Source organism: Methanolobus sp. ZRKC3, from assembly GCF_045291275.1.
Lineage (GTDB): Archaea > Halobacteriota > Methanosarcinia > Methanosarcinales > Methanosarcinaceae > Methanolobus.
Map to the genome: position 1 here is coordinate 1151779 of NZ_CP146982.1, position 18461 is coordinate 1170239.

Annotated in this window: 23 protein-coding genes; 16 read left to right on the forward strand and 7 right to left on the reverse strand. The window is 41.6% G+C overall.

All coding sequences use genetic code 11. The annotated features are described in order from the left end of the window. The first annotated feature begins 21 nt into the window (after positions 1-21). From V7O66_RS05770 to V7O66_RS05785, 4 genes are all read left to right on the forward strand, one after another. On the forward strand, positions 22-669 hold the full coding sequence (locus V7O66_RS05770) for a hypothetical protein (RefSeq protein WP_406662083.1): 648 nt from the start codon (positions 22-24) through the stop codon (positions 667-669). Between the two features lie 182 nt (positions 670-851). Then, a complete protein-coding gene (locus V7O66_RS05775; protein WP_406662085.1) occupies positions 852-1364 on the forward strand; it encodes a hypothetical protein in 513 nt (170 codons plus the stop codon). 101 nt (positions 1365-1465) lie between these two features. Further along, positions 1466-1684 carry a hypothetical protein gene (locus V7O66_RS05780; protein WP_406662087.1) on the forward strand — a complete coding sequence of 73 codons (219 nt, stop codon included), beginning with the start codon at positions 1466-1468 and terminating at the stop codon, positions 1682-1684. Positions 1685-1725: 41 nt separating this feature from the next. Further along, positions 1726-2019 (forward strand): ArsR/SmtB family transcription factor, encoded by a 294-nt coding sequence (locus tag V7O66_RS05785; RefSeq protein ID WP_406662089.1) that lies wholly within the window; start codon positions 1726-1728, stop codon positions 2017-2019. Between the two features lie 60 nt (positions 2020-2079). Here V7O66_RS05785 and V7O66_RS05790 read toward each other — a convergent pair whose 3' ends face one another. The 3 genes from V7O66_RS05790 to V7O66_RS05800 form a co-directional block, all read right to left on the reverse strand. Further along, positions 2080-2421, reverse strand: coding sequence for a hypothetical protein (locus V7O66_RS05790; protein WP_406662091.1), 342 nt, complete (start codon positions 2419-2421; stop codon positions 2080-2082). A 285-nt stretch (positions 2422-2706) separates the two neighbouring features. After that, positions 2707-2934 (reverse strand): DUF1059 domain-containing protein, encoded by a 228-nt coding sequence (locus tag V7O66_RS05795; protein ID WP_406662092.1) that lies wholly within the window; start codon positions 2932-2934, stop codon positions 2707-2709. A 73-nt stretch (positions 2935-3007) separates the two neighbouring features. Next, positions 3008-3607: a class I SAM-dependent methyltransferase gene (locus V7O66_RS05800; RefSeq protein ID WP_406662094.1), complete on the reverse strand. Its 600-nt coding sequence runs from the start codon at positions 3605-3607 to the stop codon at positions 3008-3010. Between the two features lie 162 nt (positions 3608-3769). Between V7O66_RS05800 and V7O66_RS05805 the strand changes: the two genes are divergently transcribed. The 10 genes from V7O66_RS05805 (at position 3770) to V7O66_RS05850 (ending at position 11438) form a co-directional block, all read left to right on the forward strand. Next, entirely contained in the window at positions 3770-4582 is an 813-nt protein-coding gene (locus tag V7O66_RS05805; protein ID WP_406662096.1) for an FTR1 family protein, read from the forward strand. Between the two features lie 149 nt (positions 4583-4731). After that, on the forward strand, positions 4732-5160 hold the full coding sequence (locus tag V7O66_RS05810) for a hypothetical protein (RefSeq protein WP_406662098.1): 429 nt from the start codon (positions 4732-4734) through the stop codon (positions 5158-5160). A 95-nt stretch (positions 5161-5255) separates the two neighbouring features. After that, entirely contained in the window at positions 5256-6314 is a 1059-nt protein-coding gene (locus tag V7O66_RS05815; protein WP_406662100.1) for a metal-dependent hydrolase, read from the forward strand. A gap of 152 nt (positions 6315-6466) precedes the next feature. Next, a complete protein-coding gene (locus tag V7O66_RS05820; RefSeq protein ID WP_406662102.1) occupies positions 6467-6814 on the forward strand; it encodes a hypothetical protein in 348 nt (115 codons plus the stop codon). Between the two features lie 202 nt (positions 6815-7016). Continuing rightward, complete coding sequence (locus V7O66_RS05825; protein WP_406662104.1) at positions 7017-7313, forward strand: hypothetical protein; 297 nt, start codon at positions 7017-7019, stop codon at positions 7311-7313. A gap of 15 nt (positions 7314-7328) precedes the next feature. Next, complete coding sequence (locus tag V7O66_RS05830) at positions 7329-8006, forward strand: molybdopterin-dependent oxidoreductase (RefSeq protein ID WP_406662105.1); 678 nt, start codon at positions 7329-7331, stop codon at positions 8004-8006. A 73-nt stretch (positions 8007-8079) separates the two neighbouring features. Next, positions 8080-8826, forward strand: a complete 747-nt coding sequence (locus V7O66_RS05835; RefSeq protein ID WP_406662108.1) for an ABC transporter ATP-binding protein — start codon at positions 8080-8082, stop codon at positions 8824-8826. A 14-nt stretch (positions 8827-8840) separates the two neighbouring features. Next, complete coding sequence (locus tag V7O66_RS05840) at positions 8841-9515, forward strand: heme exporter protein CcmB (protein ID WP_406662110.1); 675 nt, start codon at positions 8841-8843, stop codon at positions 9513-9515. 73 nt (positions 9516-9588) lie between these two features. Continuing rightward, positions 9589-10284, forward strand: a complete 696-nt coding sequence (locus V7O66_RS05845) for a cytochrome c biogenesis protein (protein WP_406662112.1) — start codon at positions 9589-9591, stop codon at positions 10282-10284. Positions 10285-10343: 59 nt separating this feature from the next. After that, complete coding sequence (locus tag V7O66_RS05850; protein ID WP_406662114.1) at positions 10344-11438, forward strand: NADH:flavin oxidoreductase; 1095 nt, start codon at positions 10344-10346, stop codon at positions 11436-11438. On the opposite strand, the gene V7O66_RS05855 is transcribed toward V7O66_RS05850, so the two are convergent. After that, complete coding sequence (locus tag V7O66_RS05855) at positions 11420-12154, reverse strand: HAD family hydrolase (protein WP_406662116.1); 735 nt, start codon at positions 12152-12154, stop codon at positions 11420-11422. The genes V7O66_RS05850 and V7O66_RS05855 overlap by 19 nt on opposite strands. Continuing rightward, the gene (locus tag V7O66_RS05860) at positions 12132-13052 is read right to left on the reverse strand and encodes a bile acid:sodium symporter family protein (protein WP_406662118.1); all 921 of its coding nucleotides are present in this window, start codon (positions 13050-13052) and stop codon (positions 12132-12134) included. Before V7O66_RS05860 ends, V7O66_RS05855 begins: the two co-directional genes overlap by 23 nt. A gap of 95 nt (positions 13053-13147) precedes the next feature. Between V7O66_RS05860 and V7O66_RS05865 the strand changes: the two genes are divergently transcribed. Both V7O66_RS05865 and V7O66_RS05870 read left to right on the forward strand, forming a co-directional pair. Then, entirely contained in the window at positions 13148-13813 is a 666-nt protein-coding gene (locus V7O66_RS05865; protein WP_406662120.1) for an SAM-dependent methyltransferase, read from the forward strand. Between the two features lie 31 nt (positions 13814-13844). Then, positions 13845-14480 (forward strand): DUF2119 domain-containing protein, encoded by a 636-nt coding sequence (locus V7O66_RS05870; RefSeq protein ID WP_406662122.1) that lies wholly within the window; start codon positions 13845-13847, stop codon positions 14478-14480. Positions 14481-14512: 32 nt separating this feature from the next. Here V7O66_RS05870 and V7O66_RS05875 read toward each other — a convergent pair whose 3' ends face one another. Both V7O66_RS05875 and thsA read right to left on the reverse strand, forming a co-directional pair. Then, the gene (locus tag V7O66_RS05875; RefSeq protein ID WP_406662124.1) at positions 14513-16453 is read right to left on the reverse strand and encodes a PGF-pre-PGF domain-containing protein; all 1941 of its coding nucleotides are present in this window, start codon (positions 16451-16453) and stop codon (positions 14513-14515) included. Positions 16454-16830: 377 nt separating this feature from the next. Further along, the gene (gene thsA, locus V7O66_RS05880; RefSeq protein WP_406662126.1) at positions 16831-18441 is read right to left on the reverse strand and encodes a thermosome subunit alpha; all 1611 of its coding nucleotides are present in this window, start codon (positions 18439-18441) and stop codon (positions 16831-16833) included. Positions 18442-18461: the final 20 nt, after the last annotated feature.

Here is an 18461-nt window from a genome sequence, read left to right on the forward strand (position 1 = left end):
AAAACCAAAATACAATCTTATGTGGAAGATAGCGTAGAAGAAGAAGAGGAATTCGAGACTGAAGAATTCTCTGAAATCATCAAATACACCATTCCCGGTTATATCATAGGATTGATAGTTGGTGTAGTGCTGGATATTCAGGGTTATCAGCGCAGCCCCATCGGTCAATGGCTGGTACGAACCCTTGCAGGAGAAGGGGAAAGCATCTTTGAGGGAATATACTCAATCAGGCAGCGATTCAAAAATGCCAGCGGAACCATGGCAGAGGCATATGGATGGGGCAAACTCTTTGGTATTGCAATTCCCTGGATAATCGACCTTGGCAGCAGACTTGCCGGAGTGGATGTTTACGGTATTGAAGGTTTCTATATTCCCTATTTCTACGCCCTCAGTGACCAGATAGGAGCTAACATATCAGGTATGCTGTTTTTGAAGAGAAAAGAAGGATCATGGGACGCTGCTGTTAAAAGATACATCCACCATCCTGTTATGCTTGCAAGTCTGGCAGTAATACTTATTGTGCCGATCGGACTGTTAAGTGGACGTGTATTGGGTTTCAGCCCGACCACGCAGACATTCACTGCCCTTGAAACTATTGTTGCAAACCTGTGCTGGATACCACCTCTTGTTGGCTGGTGGGCTGAAAAACACCGGCAGATAGGAAATTAATCAGGGAAACGGTTCTATTGATATTGATTATAAATTGCATCATTTTCTTGCGCGTGCTGCTATTAAACTCAAAAAATGGAAGTTTTACAACATATTTAAATACATGGACATCATACATATGTAGTGTATAGACTACATATGCAGGATGATGTTCAGCCTGCTAAATACAAAAGGTGTCAATGATGAAAAAAATAGCAGTAATACTCCTTGCAGGCATGCTGATGGCAACTATGGTAGGTGTCGGAATTGTCAATGCGGCAGCTGAGGATACAGATAATACAGCAGTCTTCGGACCAATGTACATATGGGCAGGCAATCAAATGAGAGCCTTTGGAGGATATGGTTCTGGATACTGTCCTGGTTTCGGTTACTATGCAAATGATGGGGACATAACTACCACATCCATAGAGCTTGAAGTTGAAACAGTAGAAGAAGCAGTCAAGATAGCAGAAGATGCAACAGGTCAGGATATCTCCGAAAACAACGTCTACCAGATGGGAAGATGGTGGGTGTTCAGCTACACCGATGATGAAGGAGTTATCAAGCAGAGTCGCATCGATGCATTCACAGGTGAAGTTGTAGAGGACTTTTACGAACCTGCATATCAGGGACAACAATCCCGCCAAAATGGCCGTTACATGCGTGGTGGCAACGGATACGGTGGCGGTTGTGGCGGAGCTGGCTATAGATACTAATAGCACCTTCATCAATAATTGATAATGGGAGGGATTAATTACTAATACAGACCTCCCCATAATCTCTTTTAAGTAACAATAATCGATGGTAGGTAAGCAAAATGATGCATTATGACTATTACGGAGCCACGGGGTCCATTTGGGGTTTGCTCTTAAACATTATTCTTATACTGCTAGTCGTCTGGGTAGCAGTCACACTTCTTAACAGATCAAACTTTGTTGGGTCAGGGAACAACGAACGTCTTGCAAGGGTTGAGAAGGATGTAGAAGATATCAAAAAGATGGTTCAGGATATTAAAGAAAAACTCGATGAAATATAAATGAGTTAAGAAAAAACGTGCTTCAAACGGCCGGTTCACAAATGACAAAAACACTCCAGCAGATCACGACTATCGGAGAGGCTATATCCCATCCGGTCAGGTTAAAACTTTTGTATCTACTTTCAGAAAGGGAGAGATATATATATGAGCTTGCAAAAGACCTGAGTCTTTCCCGCCAGGTAGTGCAATTGCATCTGAAACGCCTCGAAAAAGCCGGATTTGTGGAAAGTGACCTGCGACTTGAAGAGAACGATAACAGGGCAAAGAAGTTCTTCAAGCTCAAGAAATTCAACGTTACACTTGATATTGATGATCTGGCTAAGATATTTGGTTAGATATTAATCAGTCAAATATCGTAAACTCCCAATCAACCCTATCAAAAAGAAGGAAAGTTTTTATTTATTTGCTTTCCTCAAACTCTTCATTCTTTCAAGCTCACCCTCAAGTTCTTTGATCTTCATCTCATCGATCTTATCCGAGAGGTCTGCAAGCTCCTGGTCGGCCATTTTTATTGAACTTTGAAGCTTTTCGATGATATTCTTCTCAATGCTAAGTCTCTGTTTTTTTGTCTCACTGACAAGGTCATCAACAAGTATCTTGCCTTCCTCTTTGCTGATCTTGCCTACATCAACATTCTCTTTTACAAACTCCCTTATCTTTTCTTCTGACAATGCTGCAAGCCCGGCACCTATAAGTGCTGCTGCTCCCAAAAGACCAACTTTCTTCATTTTGTCCATATTAAAACTCCCACCGATTTGTATATTTCTCATTCTCCGACAATGTTCAGATTGTTCTTGCTTAAAGTACAGCAAATAAATAGCCAAACATAGCGGTCAGGATGCCACACCCCTTGCATCCTCTATAATATATAATTATTGGAAGTTCAATCTATATTAATACAATGCTAGTAAAATAGACAGGTACAATTAATCATAAACTTTGAAAAATAGTGATATCGGTATTGCAATAACTATCCGCAGATCATGCAAACCCTGTCAGAATCAAAAAATCATCATACTTATTCAGAGTACATGAACACGCCCGCAGCCACAACTCCTACCCAGGAACGTAGATACCCTGTGCTTAAGCAGATGAGCCTCATCCCCGGTCATGCTTTCAAGGAGGGACTTATGTTCATTTTCAATATGATCAAGCATATTCTGTTCAACTTCACCAAGGTCATTTCCAAGTGCTATATAATCGCAATTGCTGATTCCTACATCGCTGCATTTTACTATTTTCATTTTCATATGGGCTGCTCCGTTTATTTTGACTAAAAACTAATACAACTAGTAGAATATAAACTTGGTTTAAGAGAACAGTTTATGGCTTCGACCGAATACGCCTGAAAACATCCAGCATAGCAATATTCTTTTCTTCAATCACTTTAAGGCCCGCTTTTTTCACATTTTTGACCGTTTCGCGATTGATGTTTACCCCGGTAAGTGCTGTGGTAATAGGATTGAAAAGGTCTTCAAAAAAGGCTATTAGCCGATTCTCACTTTTCATGTGTTCGAGATTTATTACCATACCTTCAGGTTTGCAGACACGTTCCATTTCCTCGAGCGCAGTTACGGGTTCGGGTATGGAGCAGAGTACAAAGGTTGTTACTACGTGATCAAAAGAATCATTCTTAAAAGCAAGATGTTCCGCATCCATAAGGAAGAGAGAAACATTTTCCTTCCCAACTGCTCTTTTCTTTGCGTGCTTCAACATCCTGTCGCTTATATCCATCCCTACAACCTCACAGTTTTTGGGATAGTATTTTATGTTCTTGCCGGTCCCGACACCTACTTCAAGTACTCGGCCTGAAAGATTTGAAAATAGTTCTTTTCTCCATTTACTGTACCATATGAGCTCAATGGGCAGCTCCATGAGATCATAGACATAGGAGAAACGGTTGTATTTTGAGATTATTGACATACTTTTTCTTTTTAATTATTTGTTTAAACAACCTGCGACTGTCCATGCAATGTCTGGCGAGTGTAGTGATATTAATGGAGCTAAAGTTTGTAGGCATGCAAACATCTATATAATAACAATACATTTTATAGTCTAGCCTAATAAATAAAGGATGAACAAAAAATGATAGCCAGCTTTATGATAACTTTCAGAGAAGGTCTTGAAGCGTTCCTGATCGTGGGCATCATACTTGCCTACCTCACGCAAACAAGAAGAGCAGAGATGAAACACTATGTATACTCGGGAACCGGACTTGCAATTATCGCAAGTATCATCACCGCAATTGCATTCAACATGCTCTCCATCCAGTTCGAAGGAGCGAACGAAGAAATATTTGAAGGATTTGTGATGCTCTTTGCAGCAGTTATTCTAACTTCCATGATCATCTGGATGGCACGTGAAAGCAAGAACGTATCTTCCATGATAGAACAAAAGATTGATGGCAAAAAGGCATACGGGCTCTTCGGACTTGCATTCCTTTCGGTTTACAGGGAAGGTATTGAAACGGTGCTCTTCATGAAGGCTGCAGCCATGAACACGGACAATCTCTCGGTACTATACGGAGGAGGTGCAGGTATACTTATAGCAGTGGTAATCTCATACCTCGTCTTTAAATATTCATCACACACGGATATCCACAAGTTCTTCAAGATCACAGGCATCTTCCTGATACTCTTTGCAGCAGGACTCACTGCACATGGAGTACACGAACTTCAGGAAGGAGGAGTAATACCCATAATAGTTGAACATGTATGGGATATCAACCACATATTCAACGAAAAGGGAGTTGCAGGATCAGTAATGAAGTCACTCTTCGGTTACAACGGAAACCCATCCCTGCTTGAGGTGATATCCTACGCAGGATACTATGTCATAGCCGGAACAGCACTGAAGTTCACCGGAAGAAGGACAACAGCAATTGCATCACCTGTTTAAGGTGGTTGAGGATAATATCCTCACCTTTTTCTTTCTCCTTTCCGTTCCCTTTTCCTTTTTATGCTTCATAAAATAGCCATCCATCAAAAAAGAACTTAATAGTATCAAATTCTTAATTAAAACAGGAATAATACAACGTGGTGTGATGCATGAGTTCAAAACAGGAAGATTTCTGGGATAGAAAAAACTTTGTTGTTGTAAGTGACGGCACAAAGCCAGCTATGAAATGGACGATTAATGAACTTAGAAAACGAGGCAAAAATCTTCTTGTAGTTGATCTTTCAGATAAACCGGATGAAGAGTCCATAAATGATATTTCAGATATTCCAAATAAGGCGGAAAATGTAGTCATAGGTGTTACGAAAAGTGAGCCTGCCGAGATAATACAAAAATTGAAATCAAAGGGTATAACCAGTTACTGGGTCCATATGGGAACTGATACCTGTGATGTTGAGCACCTGACCTATGACCCTGAACTGGACATAATTACAAAACGATGTCCTATGATGTACCTTGGAAAAGATGCCAGTATACATGGAATACACCGCTTTGTATCCCGTATACTTGGAAAATACTGAACCTTGCACACATTCACTATTCATCTCTCATTTTGATGTGGGTATCACTAAAAACCTTTAATACGTAATCCAACCTAAATTTAGTTGGTGAGTGGATGGTCAATACTCTATCCCATTTAGGTATCGGATTGCTAATAGCTTCCTTTGCAGGACTGGAAGGCAGGCAAAAGAAAATAGTGGCTTTTTTTGCAATTCTCCCCGACCTTGATTTTTTAGCCACTGCATTATTCACACTGATAGATGGAAGACTCACCCATCAGATGCATAACCTGTTGTTCTATTTTCTGGGACATAGGGAATTCATGCATTCGATACTGTTCACTCTTCTGGTCATACTTGGGCTATGGTACTATCAACGGGACAGGAAATTAACATTGGTAGCCGGAGCTGCAATTTTTTTACATTTATACCTGGATTATGCAACAAGCTGGAAAATGCGGCCTTTGTTCCCTTTAGACACAGGATCATCCATAATGGGTTCAATTTTTTTCTTTGACCCTGTGGTTACTATTATTTCATTTATTCCAATCTATTTCCTTTTACTTGACCAACTGAGGAAGAAGAGAAAAAATGGAAATCTCAGGAATGAAGTTAAAAAAGAGCTGAACGATGCAGGCCAAAAACGAGTAAAACTGAACAAAGCCCTGCTTATAGTATTTGTTCTTTGGTGTGTACTTACCCCATTCTCAAAAGCCCTGCTTGTAAACCATATTTCAGAAATTGAAGGACATGATATCAGTTACCAGAACTCTTATCCGATATCTCCGGGAGTATTCCTGTCAGCATATTCCTACAACCAGACACATTACAAGATCCTGGAATCGAATTACTGGTCCGGCATAGAGCAGGCTATTTTCATCCCAAAGGTTGTGACTGATGGAAGTGGAGAGGATTCCCCCTATGTACAGCGTGCAAAACGACTCTATGATGCCAGTCTGCCGAAGGAAATAGATTACGTGGTTTACAATGTATCCACGAATGAGAATAATGTTACCGTGACCTTGAGTGATGCAAGAACTTCATATGTAAGATACTGGGCCTATTTTAAAACCGACTACATATTCGTCTTCAACAGGGACAATGAGGATTACAGCCCATACATCAGAAGACAGATGGGAAATGAAGAGCTGGTAGCAAAGAACTGGTTTGAGTAGAAAATGGTAGATTGACACAATTATGACCATATTTTACACCTATGGCCATATCAGCTATTGAACTTTGAACATGTCTTAAAAAATACATACAGACCATTTATATGCGTGTTCATGTTAATAATCTCATACAGTTGTCTTATGGAGGCAGATGTATGAGGGAAGATGAAAGCAATATATCTATGAATATACAGGTTCACGAATTTATAAACAAAAATACCTGGAGTTTGCACCTGGCATTGCATGTCAACAATGTCTTTGTTGGTACAGCAAGTGCAAATCCCGGCAACTCCAGATATGATAATGAAACCGTTGTAGCTGCCATGAAGTGTCTGAAGAATCATTACTTTAAAACTATTGGCTCCCCAATGAGATACAAGGATGGAAAACTGGTATTTCTACCTGCGGACCAGGGAATTGAAGCAAGCAGTGATCAGGAAATAGCAGTTGAACATCTCAAAACAATTCCTGCTTCCGGACAAGCAGCAGCATTATTCCATTGATATAAATGCTGGTATTCAATCAATTTCCTCAGATAAACTGTGCATGATTTAAACATGAACAAAATCAATTTGCTTTCTATATGCCAGCATTTATACTCATCTTAAAAGCAAATACACATTTTTCTTCTTACTTTTCTTTTTAAGCCATAACCTATTTAACAGTTCAACGTCACATTTTAATTAAAAAAGGAGCTGGTGGAACATGATAGACGATGATGATCTTGATAATATGATAATGGCGGAACCCTCTGAACGCGAACGTGTGAAGATGGAACATGAATTCCTGCATAAGGCAGCATCCCACCCTGTTCGCAGGCAGCTTGTTAAAGCAATCGGTGTTTTTGGCGGAACAAAGGAAGAGGTCATGGAGTCTATGAATATTGATGACAACGCTTTCAAGTACCATACTGAGTTTATGATTAACGGAGACCTTCTCAATATAGTGGATGGGAAATATTCCCTGACTGAAAAAGGTCTGGAAATGCTTGAGACCATTTAAGCAGGAATCATAAGCATGTCCGAAAAAAGAAATTTTTTCAGGATCCCGGTTATTTTTCTTTTTTTTGTTTTACTGATCCTGAGTTCAGGCTGCCTGTCAGATACACAGGTAGAACAAATAACATACAATGAATCTGAGGAAGCTACTGAATTTCAGGGAATTGAGCTTACTCCCATTGTAGAGCAGCGCAACAATGCTATCAGAGGAACCCAATTCATAGACCAGGAAACATATGGACTGGAAGTCTATGGACTTGTTGATAATGAGCTGAGCATCAGTTATGAACAACTGCTTGCTTACCCGTCAGATACGCGTTTTGTCAGACTGGACTGTGTGGAAGGATGGGGATTTGATGCCAAATGGACAGGCGTTACCCTGAATACTATTTTCGATGAAGCACAGGTCAATGAGAATGCGACTAACGCCATATTCCACTGCGCAGACGGATATTCCACATCCCTTGAGATCGATTATCTTCGTAAGAATGACATAATGCTCGCATACAAGCTCAACGACATCACCCTTCCAGCAGATAGAGGATTCCCGCTGCAACTGGTGGCAGAGGATAAATACGGCTACAAATGGGCTAAGTGGATAATCGGTATCGAGATAACTGACCAACCATACGAGGGATACTGGGAGAAGGTCGGGTACAGCAACAATGCAGTTGTTGGCGGTCCCGCTTTTGAATGAAGGTGGACAATCCACCTTTTCAATGGTTTCCAAAACAAAACGTTAATTTATGTAGATATTAATTATAGGTCCAATGGAAGTCATTATCTCAACCAGCGGATTGTCAAAGAGCTTTGGCAATCAAAAGGCAATTGAACATATCGACCTCGAATTGAGAAAAGGAGAATTCGTTGCGATATTCGGCCCCAATGGAGCTGGTAAGACTACCCTTTTAAAGATACTTTCAACCATTATCGAGCCTACGAAGGGCAATGTAATCATAAATAGAATTGATCTTAAGAAAAAACCTACCGAGATCAGGAAGAACATAGGTACCATATCCCACGAAAGTTACCTTTACGATGATCTGACAGCAAAAGAGAACCTTCTGTTCTTTGGAAAGATGTATGGCATGGAAAAAGCAGAACTTGAAAAACGTGCCCATGAACTGCTGGAACAGGTTGACCTTTCCCATAGGTCGGATGACAGGGTCAGGCCTTTTTCACGCGGTATGAAACAGCGTCTTTCGATTGCAAGGGCACTGGTGCATAATCCATCCATTCTTTTTATGGATGAGCCATATACAGGACTCGACCAGCATGCTGCACAGACATTTGAAGATGTACTGAAGGCACTCGATAAGGACAAAGTCACAAAGATAATGATATCCCACAACATAGAAAGAGCGTTCCGCCTCTGTGACCGGGTACTTGTCATGGATCAGGGAAGAATAGTATACGACAGGATGAAAGATGAAATAGACAGCATCGAATTGTTCAAAAATACGTATCATTCATTACTCAGCAGGGATACGGACATTGAAGGAATATCCAATATTTAAGCGGAGATGTGGGAATGATACGAAGCATACATATTGCGGCAAAAGACCTGAAAAGTGAATTCAGGACAAAACAAATGCTCAATTCCATGGCTATCTTTTCGCTGCTTGTTATGGTGATATTCAGCATATCCTTTGGCGACCTGCTAAGCCAGTCTGAAATAATGAACAGGCTTGCTCCCGGGGTGCTCTGGATAGCATTCATCTTTGCAGGAACACTTGGACTTTCCCGTGCATTCACTGTGGAAACAGAAAATGGATGTCTTGAAGGACTTAAACTGTGTCCTGTTGACTGGGGTGCGATCTACACAGGGAAATGCATATCTAATGCTCTCATAATGTTTGCAGTGGAGATAATAACCATCCCCATATTCGTCGTCCTTTTCAATTACAGTGTCAATGAATTACCCATTCTGGGATTGGTAATATTCCTTGGGACTATGGGTTTTATCACAGTCGGAACACTGCTCTCAGCACTCACTGTCAATACCCGGACCAGAGAGATAATGTTACCAATATTACTGCTGCCCCTCATAATTCCGGTACTCATACCTGCTGTTATGGCAACAGGAAAGGTACTTATCGGCGGAGATATCGGTAGCATATATCCCGAGATCAGGCTCCTGATTGTATACGACATCATATTCTTTATTATCGGACATCTTGTTTTTGAATATGCCATACAGGACTGAGAAAAAGCGTTCTATATTCAAAATTATGAAAAGGGTTTAAATAAAAAGCATTAATAATGCCAGTGGAGACAGAATGTTCCTTGAAAAAAATAGAGAGAAGGCATTTACTGCGATAACCGGTACGCTGATTCTTATTGCCATCTGGATGATATTCTATTACCTGCCACCTATGAAAAGTGGCACAGGAGAATTACTGGACAGCAGTTTTAAAATATTCTACTTCCATCTTCCCATTGCATTTACCTCATATCTGGCATTCTTTGTGGTATTCATTGCAAGCATACAGCAGTTAAGGAAAGGAGAAAAGAAATGGGACATTGTTGCCCTTTCCGCTGCAGAGGTAGGTGTTGTGTTTGCATTTCTGGTACTGGCAACCGGTTCTATCTGGGCGAAGGCCACATGGGGATGGTACTGGATATGGGAGCCACGGCTCACCACATCACTTGCTCTTTTCCTTGTATATATGGCATATATGATGCTTCGCCAGGCAGTTGAAGAACCTGAAAAGAGAGCAAGATTAGCATCTGTTTTCGGGATAGTAGGCTTTATCTCCGTACCTTTGAGCTTCCTCTCAATTCGCCTGTGGCGCTCGGCACATCCACTTATGTTCGGTGAAACATCCTATGGAGGCAGTGGTGGAGGACTTGAGGGAACGACACTCCAGCTTACATTGCTTGTCAATATCATCGCATTCATACTGCTATTCCTATCCCTGCTTAACTACAGGATCAATAACGAAGTTCTCAGGGAAGAACTGGAACTGCGATAATTGCAGGATCTGGGACATGTGAAGAAAAAGATATAAGCCACAGGCTTCAATATTCACTTATGGTATTCAATAGTACAGGATTTGGGGGTCTGGAAGTTCCAAACCGTTTTGTGCGCTCAGCGACTCATGAGTGGATGGCTGAACCGGATGGAACTCCAACAGAGAGATTAGGTGACCTTTACGAGGAACTTGCGAAGAATGAGGTGGGGCTTATCATCACAGGTTATTCCTACGTTAACCCGAAGGGGAAAAGCGATCATCTGCAGCAGGGAATCTATGACGATAAATTCATAGAACCGTACAGAAAGATCACTTCCAGAGTACATAAGTATCCGAGCAAGATAGCTTTGCAGATAGTACATGGGGGACGGCAGACCATGATCACAACCGAAAATCCTTACGCTTTTGCACCCTCTGCTGTTACCGAAGCAACAAGGGGAATGACCCCTGAAGAGATGACAGAGGAAGAAGTACTTGAGACCATTGAGGATTTCGCACAGGCTGTAAGAAGAGCAAAGGAAGCAGGCTTCGATGCGGTGCAACTGCATTGTGCACATGGTTTCCTGCTCAGCAATTTCATCTCCCCATACACCAACCGCAGGAAGGACAGATGGGGCGGTTCGACAGAGAAGCGCACACAGGTTATCGTTGATATTATCAAAAGGGCACGTGAAATGGTTGGAGAGGATTATCCCATCACAGCCAAAATGAATGCCACAGACGGTTTCCCGAAAGGCTCAAAGAAGAAGTCTCTGGATGCCCCCGAATGTGTCGAGATTGCAAAGATACTGGCAGATAATAGTGTTTGCGCCATTGAGGTCAGCGGAGGAATAGCCGAAGCCGGAGAAGAACTGTTCTGGACAAATATCAACTCTGCGGATAAGGAAGCATATTACAAGGAATATTCAAAAATGATCAAGGAAGCTGTGGATATACCCATCATCCTTGTGGGTGGTATTCGTTCCAGACCAGTTATGGAAATGCTGATCGAGGAAGGTTATGCTGACCTTGTATCTATTTGCAGGCCACTTATATGCGAGACCGATCTTGTAATGAAGTTCAAAAATGGGGAATCAGAAGTTGCGAAATGTGTTTCATGCAACCTTTGTTCTGATAAGACAGGTATCAAATGTAATTATGATTTTGATGAATGAAGGCAACTGTTATAAGTTGGCTTCAGTTCGGAAAGATATCTGACCAGATGGATGTGGTCTTTGATGACCATATCTGCCATTTTCAGTTTTTCAGGCGGCAGGTATGTGGGCACTGCAATACAGCAAATTCCTGCACTGCGGGCGGATCGAACTCCCATGGGAGCATTTTCAACGACTATGCATTCATCCTTTTCTACACCCAGTTTTTCCATTGCCATCAGGTAAGGATCAGGAGCAGGTTTTCCTTTTTCCACATCATCTGCACTGATAATAACATCAAATATTCCGGGAAACTGGCTCTGTATGATATCGTTAACAATGGGTCTGTTCGAACCTGATACCACCGAAAATCTGAACTTGGTTTTCATGTCTTCAAGGCATTCCTGCATACCATCGAATGTCCTGAGTTCCACTATGCGATTGAATTCTGCAATGTAGCGGGAAACAATATCCTTAATATCAAAAGCGGAAGTATCACCCGTTGCTTTTTTCAGCAGATATTTGATGATATCAGCAGTCCTCTCACCTTCCCTCTCAAAGATGTCCTGCTGGTCCATTTCCACGCCTATCTGATCAAAGATATTATTCACAGCCTGTGCGTGATAAGACATCGAATCCACAAGCACACCATCCATATCGAAAATAACTGCCTTTAACAAATCATCACCGTTAGGAGGAAGCATCAGTAGCATTCTATAAACCAGTTTTGTCTTCATCAGACGACCAGTATGCAGCCAGTGCAGAACCCATGATATTATGCCAGATGCTGAATAGAGCACCAGGCAGGGCAGCCAGGGCTGAGAAATATTTTACAGCAAGTGCGACACTTAATCCTGAGTTTTGCATCCCTACTTCTATTGCCAGCGTTCTGGCATCTTTTTCATCAAGACCCATAGCTTTTGAAATGTAATATCCGCTGGCAAATCCAAATCCGTTATGAAGGACCACCGCCACTACCACCAGTTTTCCGGCAGTGAGGATGTTATCCTTGTTCAGGGCAATGATTATGGCAATTATGAATACTATGGCAGCTACGGATAGTGCAGGGAATGCATGTTTGAACCTTTCAATATACTTATCAAAAAGTGTGTTTATGATAATCCCAAGTGCCACAGGAACGAGCACGATCTTTACAATGCTCACCATCACCCCCCCAACCTCAACAGGTACCGCCTGTCCGATGTAAAGCCATGTAAGTGCGGGAGTCAGGATAAAAGCCATCAATGTGGAAACAGATGTAAGCGTTATTGAAAGAGCCACGTCACCTTTTGCAAGATAGCATATGACGTTTGAAGCAGTCCCTCCGGGACAGCAACCCAAGAGTACCAGCCCTGCCATGATCTCAGTAGGAAGATGAAGCATATATGACAGGATAAAGGCAATAAGTGGCATCAATATGTACTGCATGGCGGTTCCAAGAGCAATCACACCCGGTCTTTTGAGTACAAGCAGGAAATCATGTGCTGAAAGAGTTATCCCCATGCCAAACATTACAACCCCGAGTAAGGGGGTTATTGCAGCCTTATAGGGAGAAAAAACATCAGGATAAATAAAGGCTGCTATTGAGAGGATGATTGCCCACAAAGGGAAAAGGGAGATGAATTTCCTTATCATTCTTTAGTCCTTAAGCTAGCTTTGAAATTGTTACAACTTTTTCAGGTAGTTTAGAACTTATAATATAAATACTAAAGTCCCATAGTATCAGCATCATGAGATTGGATGCATACCTTGTGGAAACAGGATATTTTAAATCCCGGGGAAGGGCAAAGAGCGCTTTGCTCAATGGGAACGTGAAGGTCAACGGGACTATAGTTAAAAAAGCATCAAGGGACATTAAATCAGAGGATGATATCGAAGTTGAAGAAGGCATGGACATGCCAAGGGGTTATTTCAAACTCAAAGGTATCCAGGAAGCAACAAATCTGATATCAAAAGGTGATACTGTCCTCGACCTTGGCTCAAGTGCCGGCGGATTCCTGCTTTTAGCCTCAGAGATCGCTGCAAGTGTTAGAGGTGTGGAGTTTAGCACAGATTTCATATTCGATCTTGAAAAAATAGAATCTGAAAATGAGAATGTCACGGTGATGTTTGCAGATGTTTTCCATGAACCTCTTGAAAATATGTCACCCGAACAGGTGGACGTACTACTCAGTGATATGACACTTGAACCAGTGGATTCCATACGTGCTCTTGAAAGGGTTCTGCCCTTGTTGAAGGAGGGAGGAAAACTGCTTCAGGTTATCAAAATTCAAAAAAGAGAGAATCGCAGACCTATTCTTGCCCAGATAGAGTCACTGGGTGTCAATATCATTGAAGTTCTGGAACCCGAAAAGATGGAAATATATGTCATCGGCGAAAAGTCACCGGATGCCTAATTTTAAAATGGAATAATTCTTCACAGATAATATGCCCCTTAAGATACTTGGGAGTGGCAGGCCAATGAGGCTCTTTGTGGCAGGCCTGCATGGAAATGAATGGAAGGACACATCTTCCATTCTGGAAAACATAGAAGCACCGAAGACAGGAACCCTTGCCGTCATCCCATTGGTGAACAAGGAAAATTACATATCAACACTCGATGATAACTATTTTATTGATATCGGACAGAAGATTATTACAGCAATCGAGGAACTTGAGCCTGAGGTTTATATCGAACTTCATTCCTATTCTGCCGAGAACCAGACTAAACTCACAGACCCCGAACGCATCAATCGTGTCGGGGTTCCGGCTTTCAGCCAGCTGGATAATGATGTACTTCTAGGCTCGGTCGTTCCATACATACGCAAGAAGTATTTTCCAATGGAAGCACTCTGCCTGACGTTTGAGATCCAGAAAGGAAATCCGGATTCAAAGAAATGTACTGCCCTTCTAATAGACAGGGTGAAGGAATTAAGTTCCAAGGAAGAGTTCATCAAATTCATGCTTCAGCGCTATCCTGAGCAGGCAAAGAAAGTAATTGAGGACTACAAGAACTTCTATGGTCTGCAGAATGAGGACCTGCCCTATCTTCAAGACCAATACATGACTGAAAATAAAAAATAAGTTTAAAAGGACATTTTACTGTCCTTTCAATCTTAATCGAACTTCCTTCTTACCAGAACTGCAAAAGATGCAAAGACAAGTCCTGCCAGTATACCAAATCCAGGAGTGTCCTTAACTTCCACAGATTCGACTTCAACCTGCATTTCTCCATCCCGTATCTCTTCAACAGTTGTATCAGACACGGAAGTTTCCTGGTTCACAGTTTCTCCAACCTCATCGCCTACTACCCTGAAAATGGAGAATCCAGGGGTTTCAGCAGTGAAATAGATGAACTCCGAATCTTCCCTTACCTGAGTGGTTGGAAGATCCTGCCACTGTTCAGCATTATATCTTGTCATGCGTATGGTGGAGACATCAATGTTATTCTCTTCTACCCATTCCTTGCTTACTTCGAAATGGATGAGAATATTCTCAGCATTGTCCTTTGAGATAGTGCCTTCACTTCCAACATCTATGCTCATCAACTGATAAGAATTGCCTGAAGGAGATGGCACGCCTTCAGGTGAATCTGAAAGTACCTGAACCTTGGCAACAACGAGACCTTCATAGCTCTTCGCATCAAAACTTATACCAAGAACAGGAGTCTCGCCGTCAGAGAAGTCATATTCTATTTCTGCACCATCAATGACACGTATAGTGGATGAGGTTGTAGATTTCACGATCTCAGGGTCCTGACCTTGGCTGACCGATACACGAGTTCCTGAGCTGCTACCTGATGACGAGCTTGCGATAGAGTCAATAACGGGTGGGACTGCCACCATTGAAAATTCAATTGCGGAGTTTGAGCCTTCAGTAATAGTAACCGACTGGTTTGTAGGTGTTTCATATTCATTTTTCATTACGGTTATGTCGTATGTTCCAACTTCAAGTGTCAGAGTAGTGTTAGTCTGGACAGACTGGTTAACGCCATCAACATAAACCCATGCACCTGAAACAGAGGAATTCACAGGAAGAATGCCTGTATCTAACATAATGGCATATTTGAGACTGTCATTAATATCATCGTGATAACTTATGGCAGCGTTATCTGAATCATCAAAGGCAAGGGAAATGTAATATCCAACACCATCACTGTCAACGGTTTCAAGCTCCCAGCCGCTGTCATTGTAATAGGCATATTTGAGACTGGCATTATCACTATCGTGATAACTTATGCCAGCGTTATCTGAAGAATCAAAGGCAAGGGAAGTGTAAGATCCAACATCACCATTACTGTCAACGGTTTCAAGCTCCCAGCTGGTGCCATTGTAATAAGCATATTTAAGACTGTCACTTGTAGAATCATGATAACTTATGCCAGCATTGTCTGAAGAATCAAAATCAAGGGAAGTGTAAGATCCAACAAGTCCACCACTGTCAACGGTTTCAATCTCCCAGCCACTGCCATTGTAATAGGCATATTTGAGATTATCGTTATTGTTATCGTAATAACTTATGGCAGCGTTGTCTGAAGAATCAAAGGCAATAGAAGTGTACTCACCAACATGATCATTGCTGTCAACTGTTTCAAGCTCCCAGCCACTGCCATTATAATAAGCATATTTGAGACTCCCGTTATTGACATCACGATAACTTATGCCAGCATTATCTGAAGAATTAAGTGCAAGGGAACTATGACCTCCAACATTACCAGTACTATCAATTATTTCAACCTCCCAGCTAATGCCATTGTAATAGGCATATTTGAGGTCCCAATTAGTGTTATCACCATAACTTATAGCCGCATTATCTGAAGAATCAAGAGCAAGGGACGCGTAGGTTCCAACAATTCCAATGCTGTCAACTGTTTCAAGCTCCCAGCTGCTTCCATTGTAATAAGCATATTTCAGATCACCTTTAGTAAGATCGAAATAACTTATGGCAGCGTTGTCCGAAGAATCACGGTCAAGAGATGTATACTGTCCAACAATTCCACCACTGTCAACTGTTTCAACATGCCAGAATGATGCATTGGCAGGTGTTGATAACAACAATACGGATAAAACCAATAGGATTGGAAATTGATATTTTTTATTCGAACTATATTTCAAAAAATTCATCGCGCCTAGATTAAAAACAAAATATATAAAACCATGCTCAGTAGGCTTGAAAATAGCCATAAATTTTAAAATATATTTAGTTATATCCAGTTGAGATGAAAAGATTGCGTTAAATATTCAAAAACTATACATTAGAAATGGAACTCTGACCGAATATCTGCTCTTGAACTTGAAAATTATCGCTTCGAAAAGGTAGATAAGCAGACAATACTTGAAATATGAACTTACCCGAATGGAAGTTCTGAAGAATAGATAAGTTTTCACTGGAAGAAATCAATTCCAAAAAAAGTGATTAAAGAGGTAGAACCTCTTTACATCATTCCAGTTGAATCGTAGTTGTGGATGTTGTGCTCTGGAGCTACATCCATCATTTGCTTTTCTCTTGCTTTGAGCATGTCGTCAACACGGAGAACCATTGTGCAAACCTCTGTAGCTGACTTGATAGCCTGGGTCTTTACTCTAAGAGGGTCGACAATGCCTTTCTCGATCATGTCAGCAACATCACCTGTTTCGATGTTCAGACCTGCATATTTTACAGAGCCATGACTTGCACGCATCTTGAGAATTGTGTCAATAGTGTCAAAACCACAGTTGTCTGCAATTGTCTTTGGAATATCCTCAACTGCATCTGCAAAAGCGTTTATAGCAAGCTGTTCACGTCCCTGGATAGAAGCTGCGTATGTACGTAGTTTCTGTGCAACCTCGATCTCGGAAGCTCCGCCACCAGGTACGATGGTACCATCTTCGAACACGGTCTTGACAACATGTAGTGCATCATCGAATACACGCTCAACGCTGTTGGTCACGTGCTCAGTACCGCCTCTGATCTGAATGGTCATGGTCTTTGCGTTCTTGAAGCCCTTGATGTAGAGGTTTTCCTCATTGAGGTCATCCTTCTCAACTACTTCAGCATATCCCAGATCATCAGCTGTGATCTCAGAAACATTCCTTATAAGTCTTGCACCGGTGGAACGGGAAAGTACTCTCATATTTTCTTCGTTCAATCTTCTGGATGCAAAAATATTAGCCTCTTTGAAGTAGTGTACTGCATAGTCATCAATGTTCTTTGAACAGAATACTACGTTAGCACCGGAATCAATAATGAACTGTACCTGCTCTCTGAAGTTTTCCTTTTCCTTCTCCTTGAAATCCAGAAGCTGGTCTGCGCGATCAATGTAGAGCTTGGATTTTGTGCTGGTCTTCTCAAATGTAAGGTCAGTATCAATAAGAGCGATCTTAGCACCCTTGATGTGGCTTGGCATATCAGGATGAAGTGCTTCTTTCTTGATTACTATTCCTTCAATGAGATTGGTGTCATCGATGGAGCCACCGATTTCTTTTACGATAGTGATGTTGTTGTCAACATCTACATCTCCATCATCAGCAATAGCATAGATCGCATCCACACATATCTTTGCAAGCTGCTCGCGTGCAATCTGGGATGCCTTGCCTGTAATAGAAGTCAAAGCGATCTTCTCAAGGATCTCACGGTTATCTTTTGTGATCTCAATGGAGTAATCCTTTAAGACCTGAAGGGCTTTCTCAGCTGCCATACTGTATCCCTTGACAATGACAGTTGGATGGACACCAATATCGATTAACTCGTCTGTCTGTTCAAGAAGTGCACCAGCCATGACAACAGCACTGGTAGTACCGTCACCTGTCATTGATTCCTGTGTTTTGGCAACTTCTACAACCATCTTTGCTGTAGGATTTTCGATTTCCATTTCCTGAAGAATAGTTGCGCCGTCGTTGGTGAGAGTGATATCACCCATCACATTAACCATCATCTTGTCCATGCCCTTTGGACCAAGGGTGGTCTTTACGATACTGGCAACTGCCTTAGCAGCGGCTATATTCATTGATAATGCATCTCTTCCGGTGGTACGCTGGGTACCCGGATTGACAATAAGTCCTGCCATGATTTTGAACCTCCGATCAT

Excerpts from the sequence above, each read along its gene's own strand:
- V7O66_RS05775 (WP_406662085.1), top strand. The coding sequence starts at position 852 with ATGAAAAAAATAGCAGTAATACTCCTTGCAGGCATGCTGATGGCAACT.
- V7O66_RS05780 (WP_406662087.1), top strand. The coding sequence starts at position 1,466 with ATGATGCATTATGACTATTACGGAGCCACGGGGTCCATTTGGGGTTTG.
- V7O66_RS05785 (WP_406662089.1), top strand. The coding sequence starts at position 1,726 with ATGACAAAAACACTCCAGCAGATCACGACTATCGGAGAGGCTATATCC.
- V7O66_RS05790 (WP_406662091.1), bottom strand. The coding sequence starts at position 2,421 with ATGGACAAAATGAAGAAAGTTGGTCTTTTGGGAGCAGCAGCACTTATA.
- V7O66_RS05795 (WP_406662092.1), bottom strand. The coding sequence starts at position 2,934 with ATGAAAATGAAAATAGTAAAATGCAGCGATGTAGGAATCAGCAATTGC.
- V7O66_RS05800 (WP_406662094.1), bottom strand. The coding sequence starts at position 3,607 with ATGTCAATAATCTCAAAATACAACCGTTTCTCCTATGTCTATGATCTC.
- V7O66_RS05805 (WP_406662096.1), top strand. The coding sequence starts at position 3,770 with ATGATAGCCAGCTTTATGATAACTTTCAGAGAAGGTCTTGAAGCGTTC.
- V7O66_RS05810 (WP_406662098.1), top strand. The coding sequence starts at position 4,732 with ATGAGTTCAAAACAGGAAGATTTCTGGGATAGAAAAAACTTTGTTGTT.
- V7O66_RS05815 (WP_406662100.1), top strand. The coding sequence starts at position 5,256 with ATGGTCAATACTCTATCCCATTTAGGTATCGGATTGCTAATAGCTTCC.
- V7O66_RS05820 (WP_406662102.1), top strand. The coding sequence starts at position 6,467 with ATGAGGGAAGATGAAAGCAATATATCTATGAATATACAGGTTCACGAA.
- V7O66_RS05825 (WP_406662104.1), top strand. The coding sequence starts at position 7,017 with ATGATAGACGATGATGATCTTGATAATATGATAATGGCGGAACCCTCT.
- V7O66_RS05830 (WP_406662105.1), top strand. The coding sequence starts at position 7,329 with ATGTCCGAAAAAAGAAATTTTTTCAGGATCCCGGTTATTTTTCTTTTT.
- V7O66_RS05835 (WP_406662108.1), top strand. The coding sequence starts at position 8,080 with ATGGAAGTCATTATCTCAACCAGCGGATTGTCAAAGAGCTTTGGCAAT.
- V7O66_RS05840 (WP_406662110.1), top strand. The coding sequence starts at position 8,841 with ATGATACGAAGCATACATATTGCGGCAAAAGACCTGAAAAGTGAATTC.
- V7O66_RS05845 (WP_406662112.1), top strand. The coding sequence starts at position 9,589 with ATGTTCCTTGAAAAAAATAGAGAGAAGGCATTTACTGCGATAACCGGT.
- V7O66_RS05850 (WP_406662114.1), top strand. The coding sequence starts at position 10,344 with ATGGTATTCAATAGTACAGGATTTGGGGGTCTGGAAGTTCCAAACCGT.
- V7O66_RS05855 (WP_406662116.1), bottom strand. The coding sequence starts at position 12,154 with ATGAAGACAAAACTGGTTTATAGAATGCTACTGATGCTTCCTCCTAAC.
- V7O66_RS05860 (WP_406662118.1), bottom strand. The coding sequence starts at position 13,052 with ATGATAAGGAAATTCATCTCCCTTTTCCCTTTGTGGGCAATCATCCTC.
- V7O66_RS05865 (WP_406662120.1), top strand. The coding sequence starts at position 13,148 with ATGAGATTGGATGCATACCTTGTGGAAACAGGATATTTTAAATCCCGG.
- V7O66_RS05870 (WP_406662122.1), top strand. The coding sequence starts at position 13,845 with ATGCCCCTTAAGATACTTGGGAGTGGCAGGCCAATGAGGCTCTTTGTG.
- thsA (WP_406662126.1), bottom strand. The coding sequence starts at position 18,441 with ATGGCAGGACTTATTGTCAATCCGGGTACCCAGCGTACCACCGGAAGA.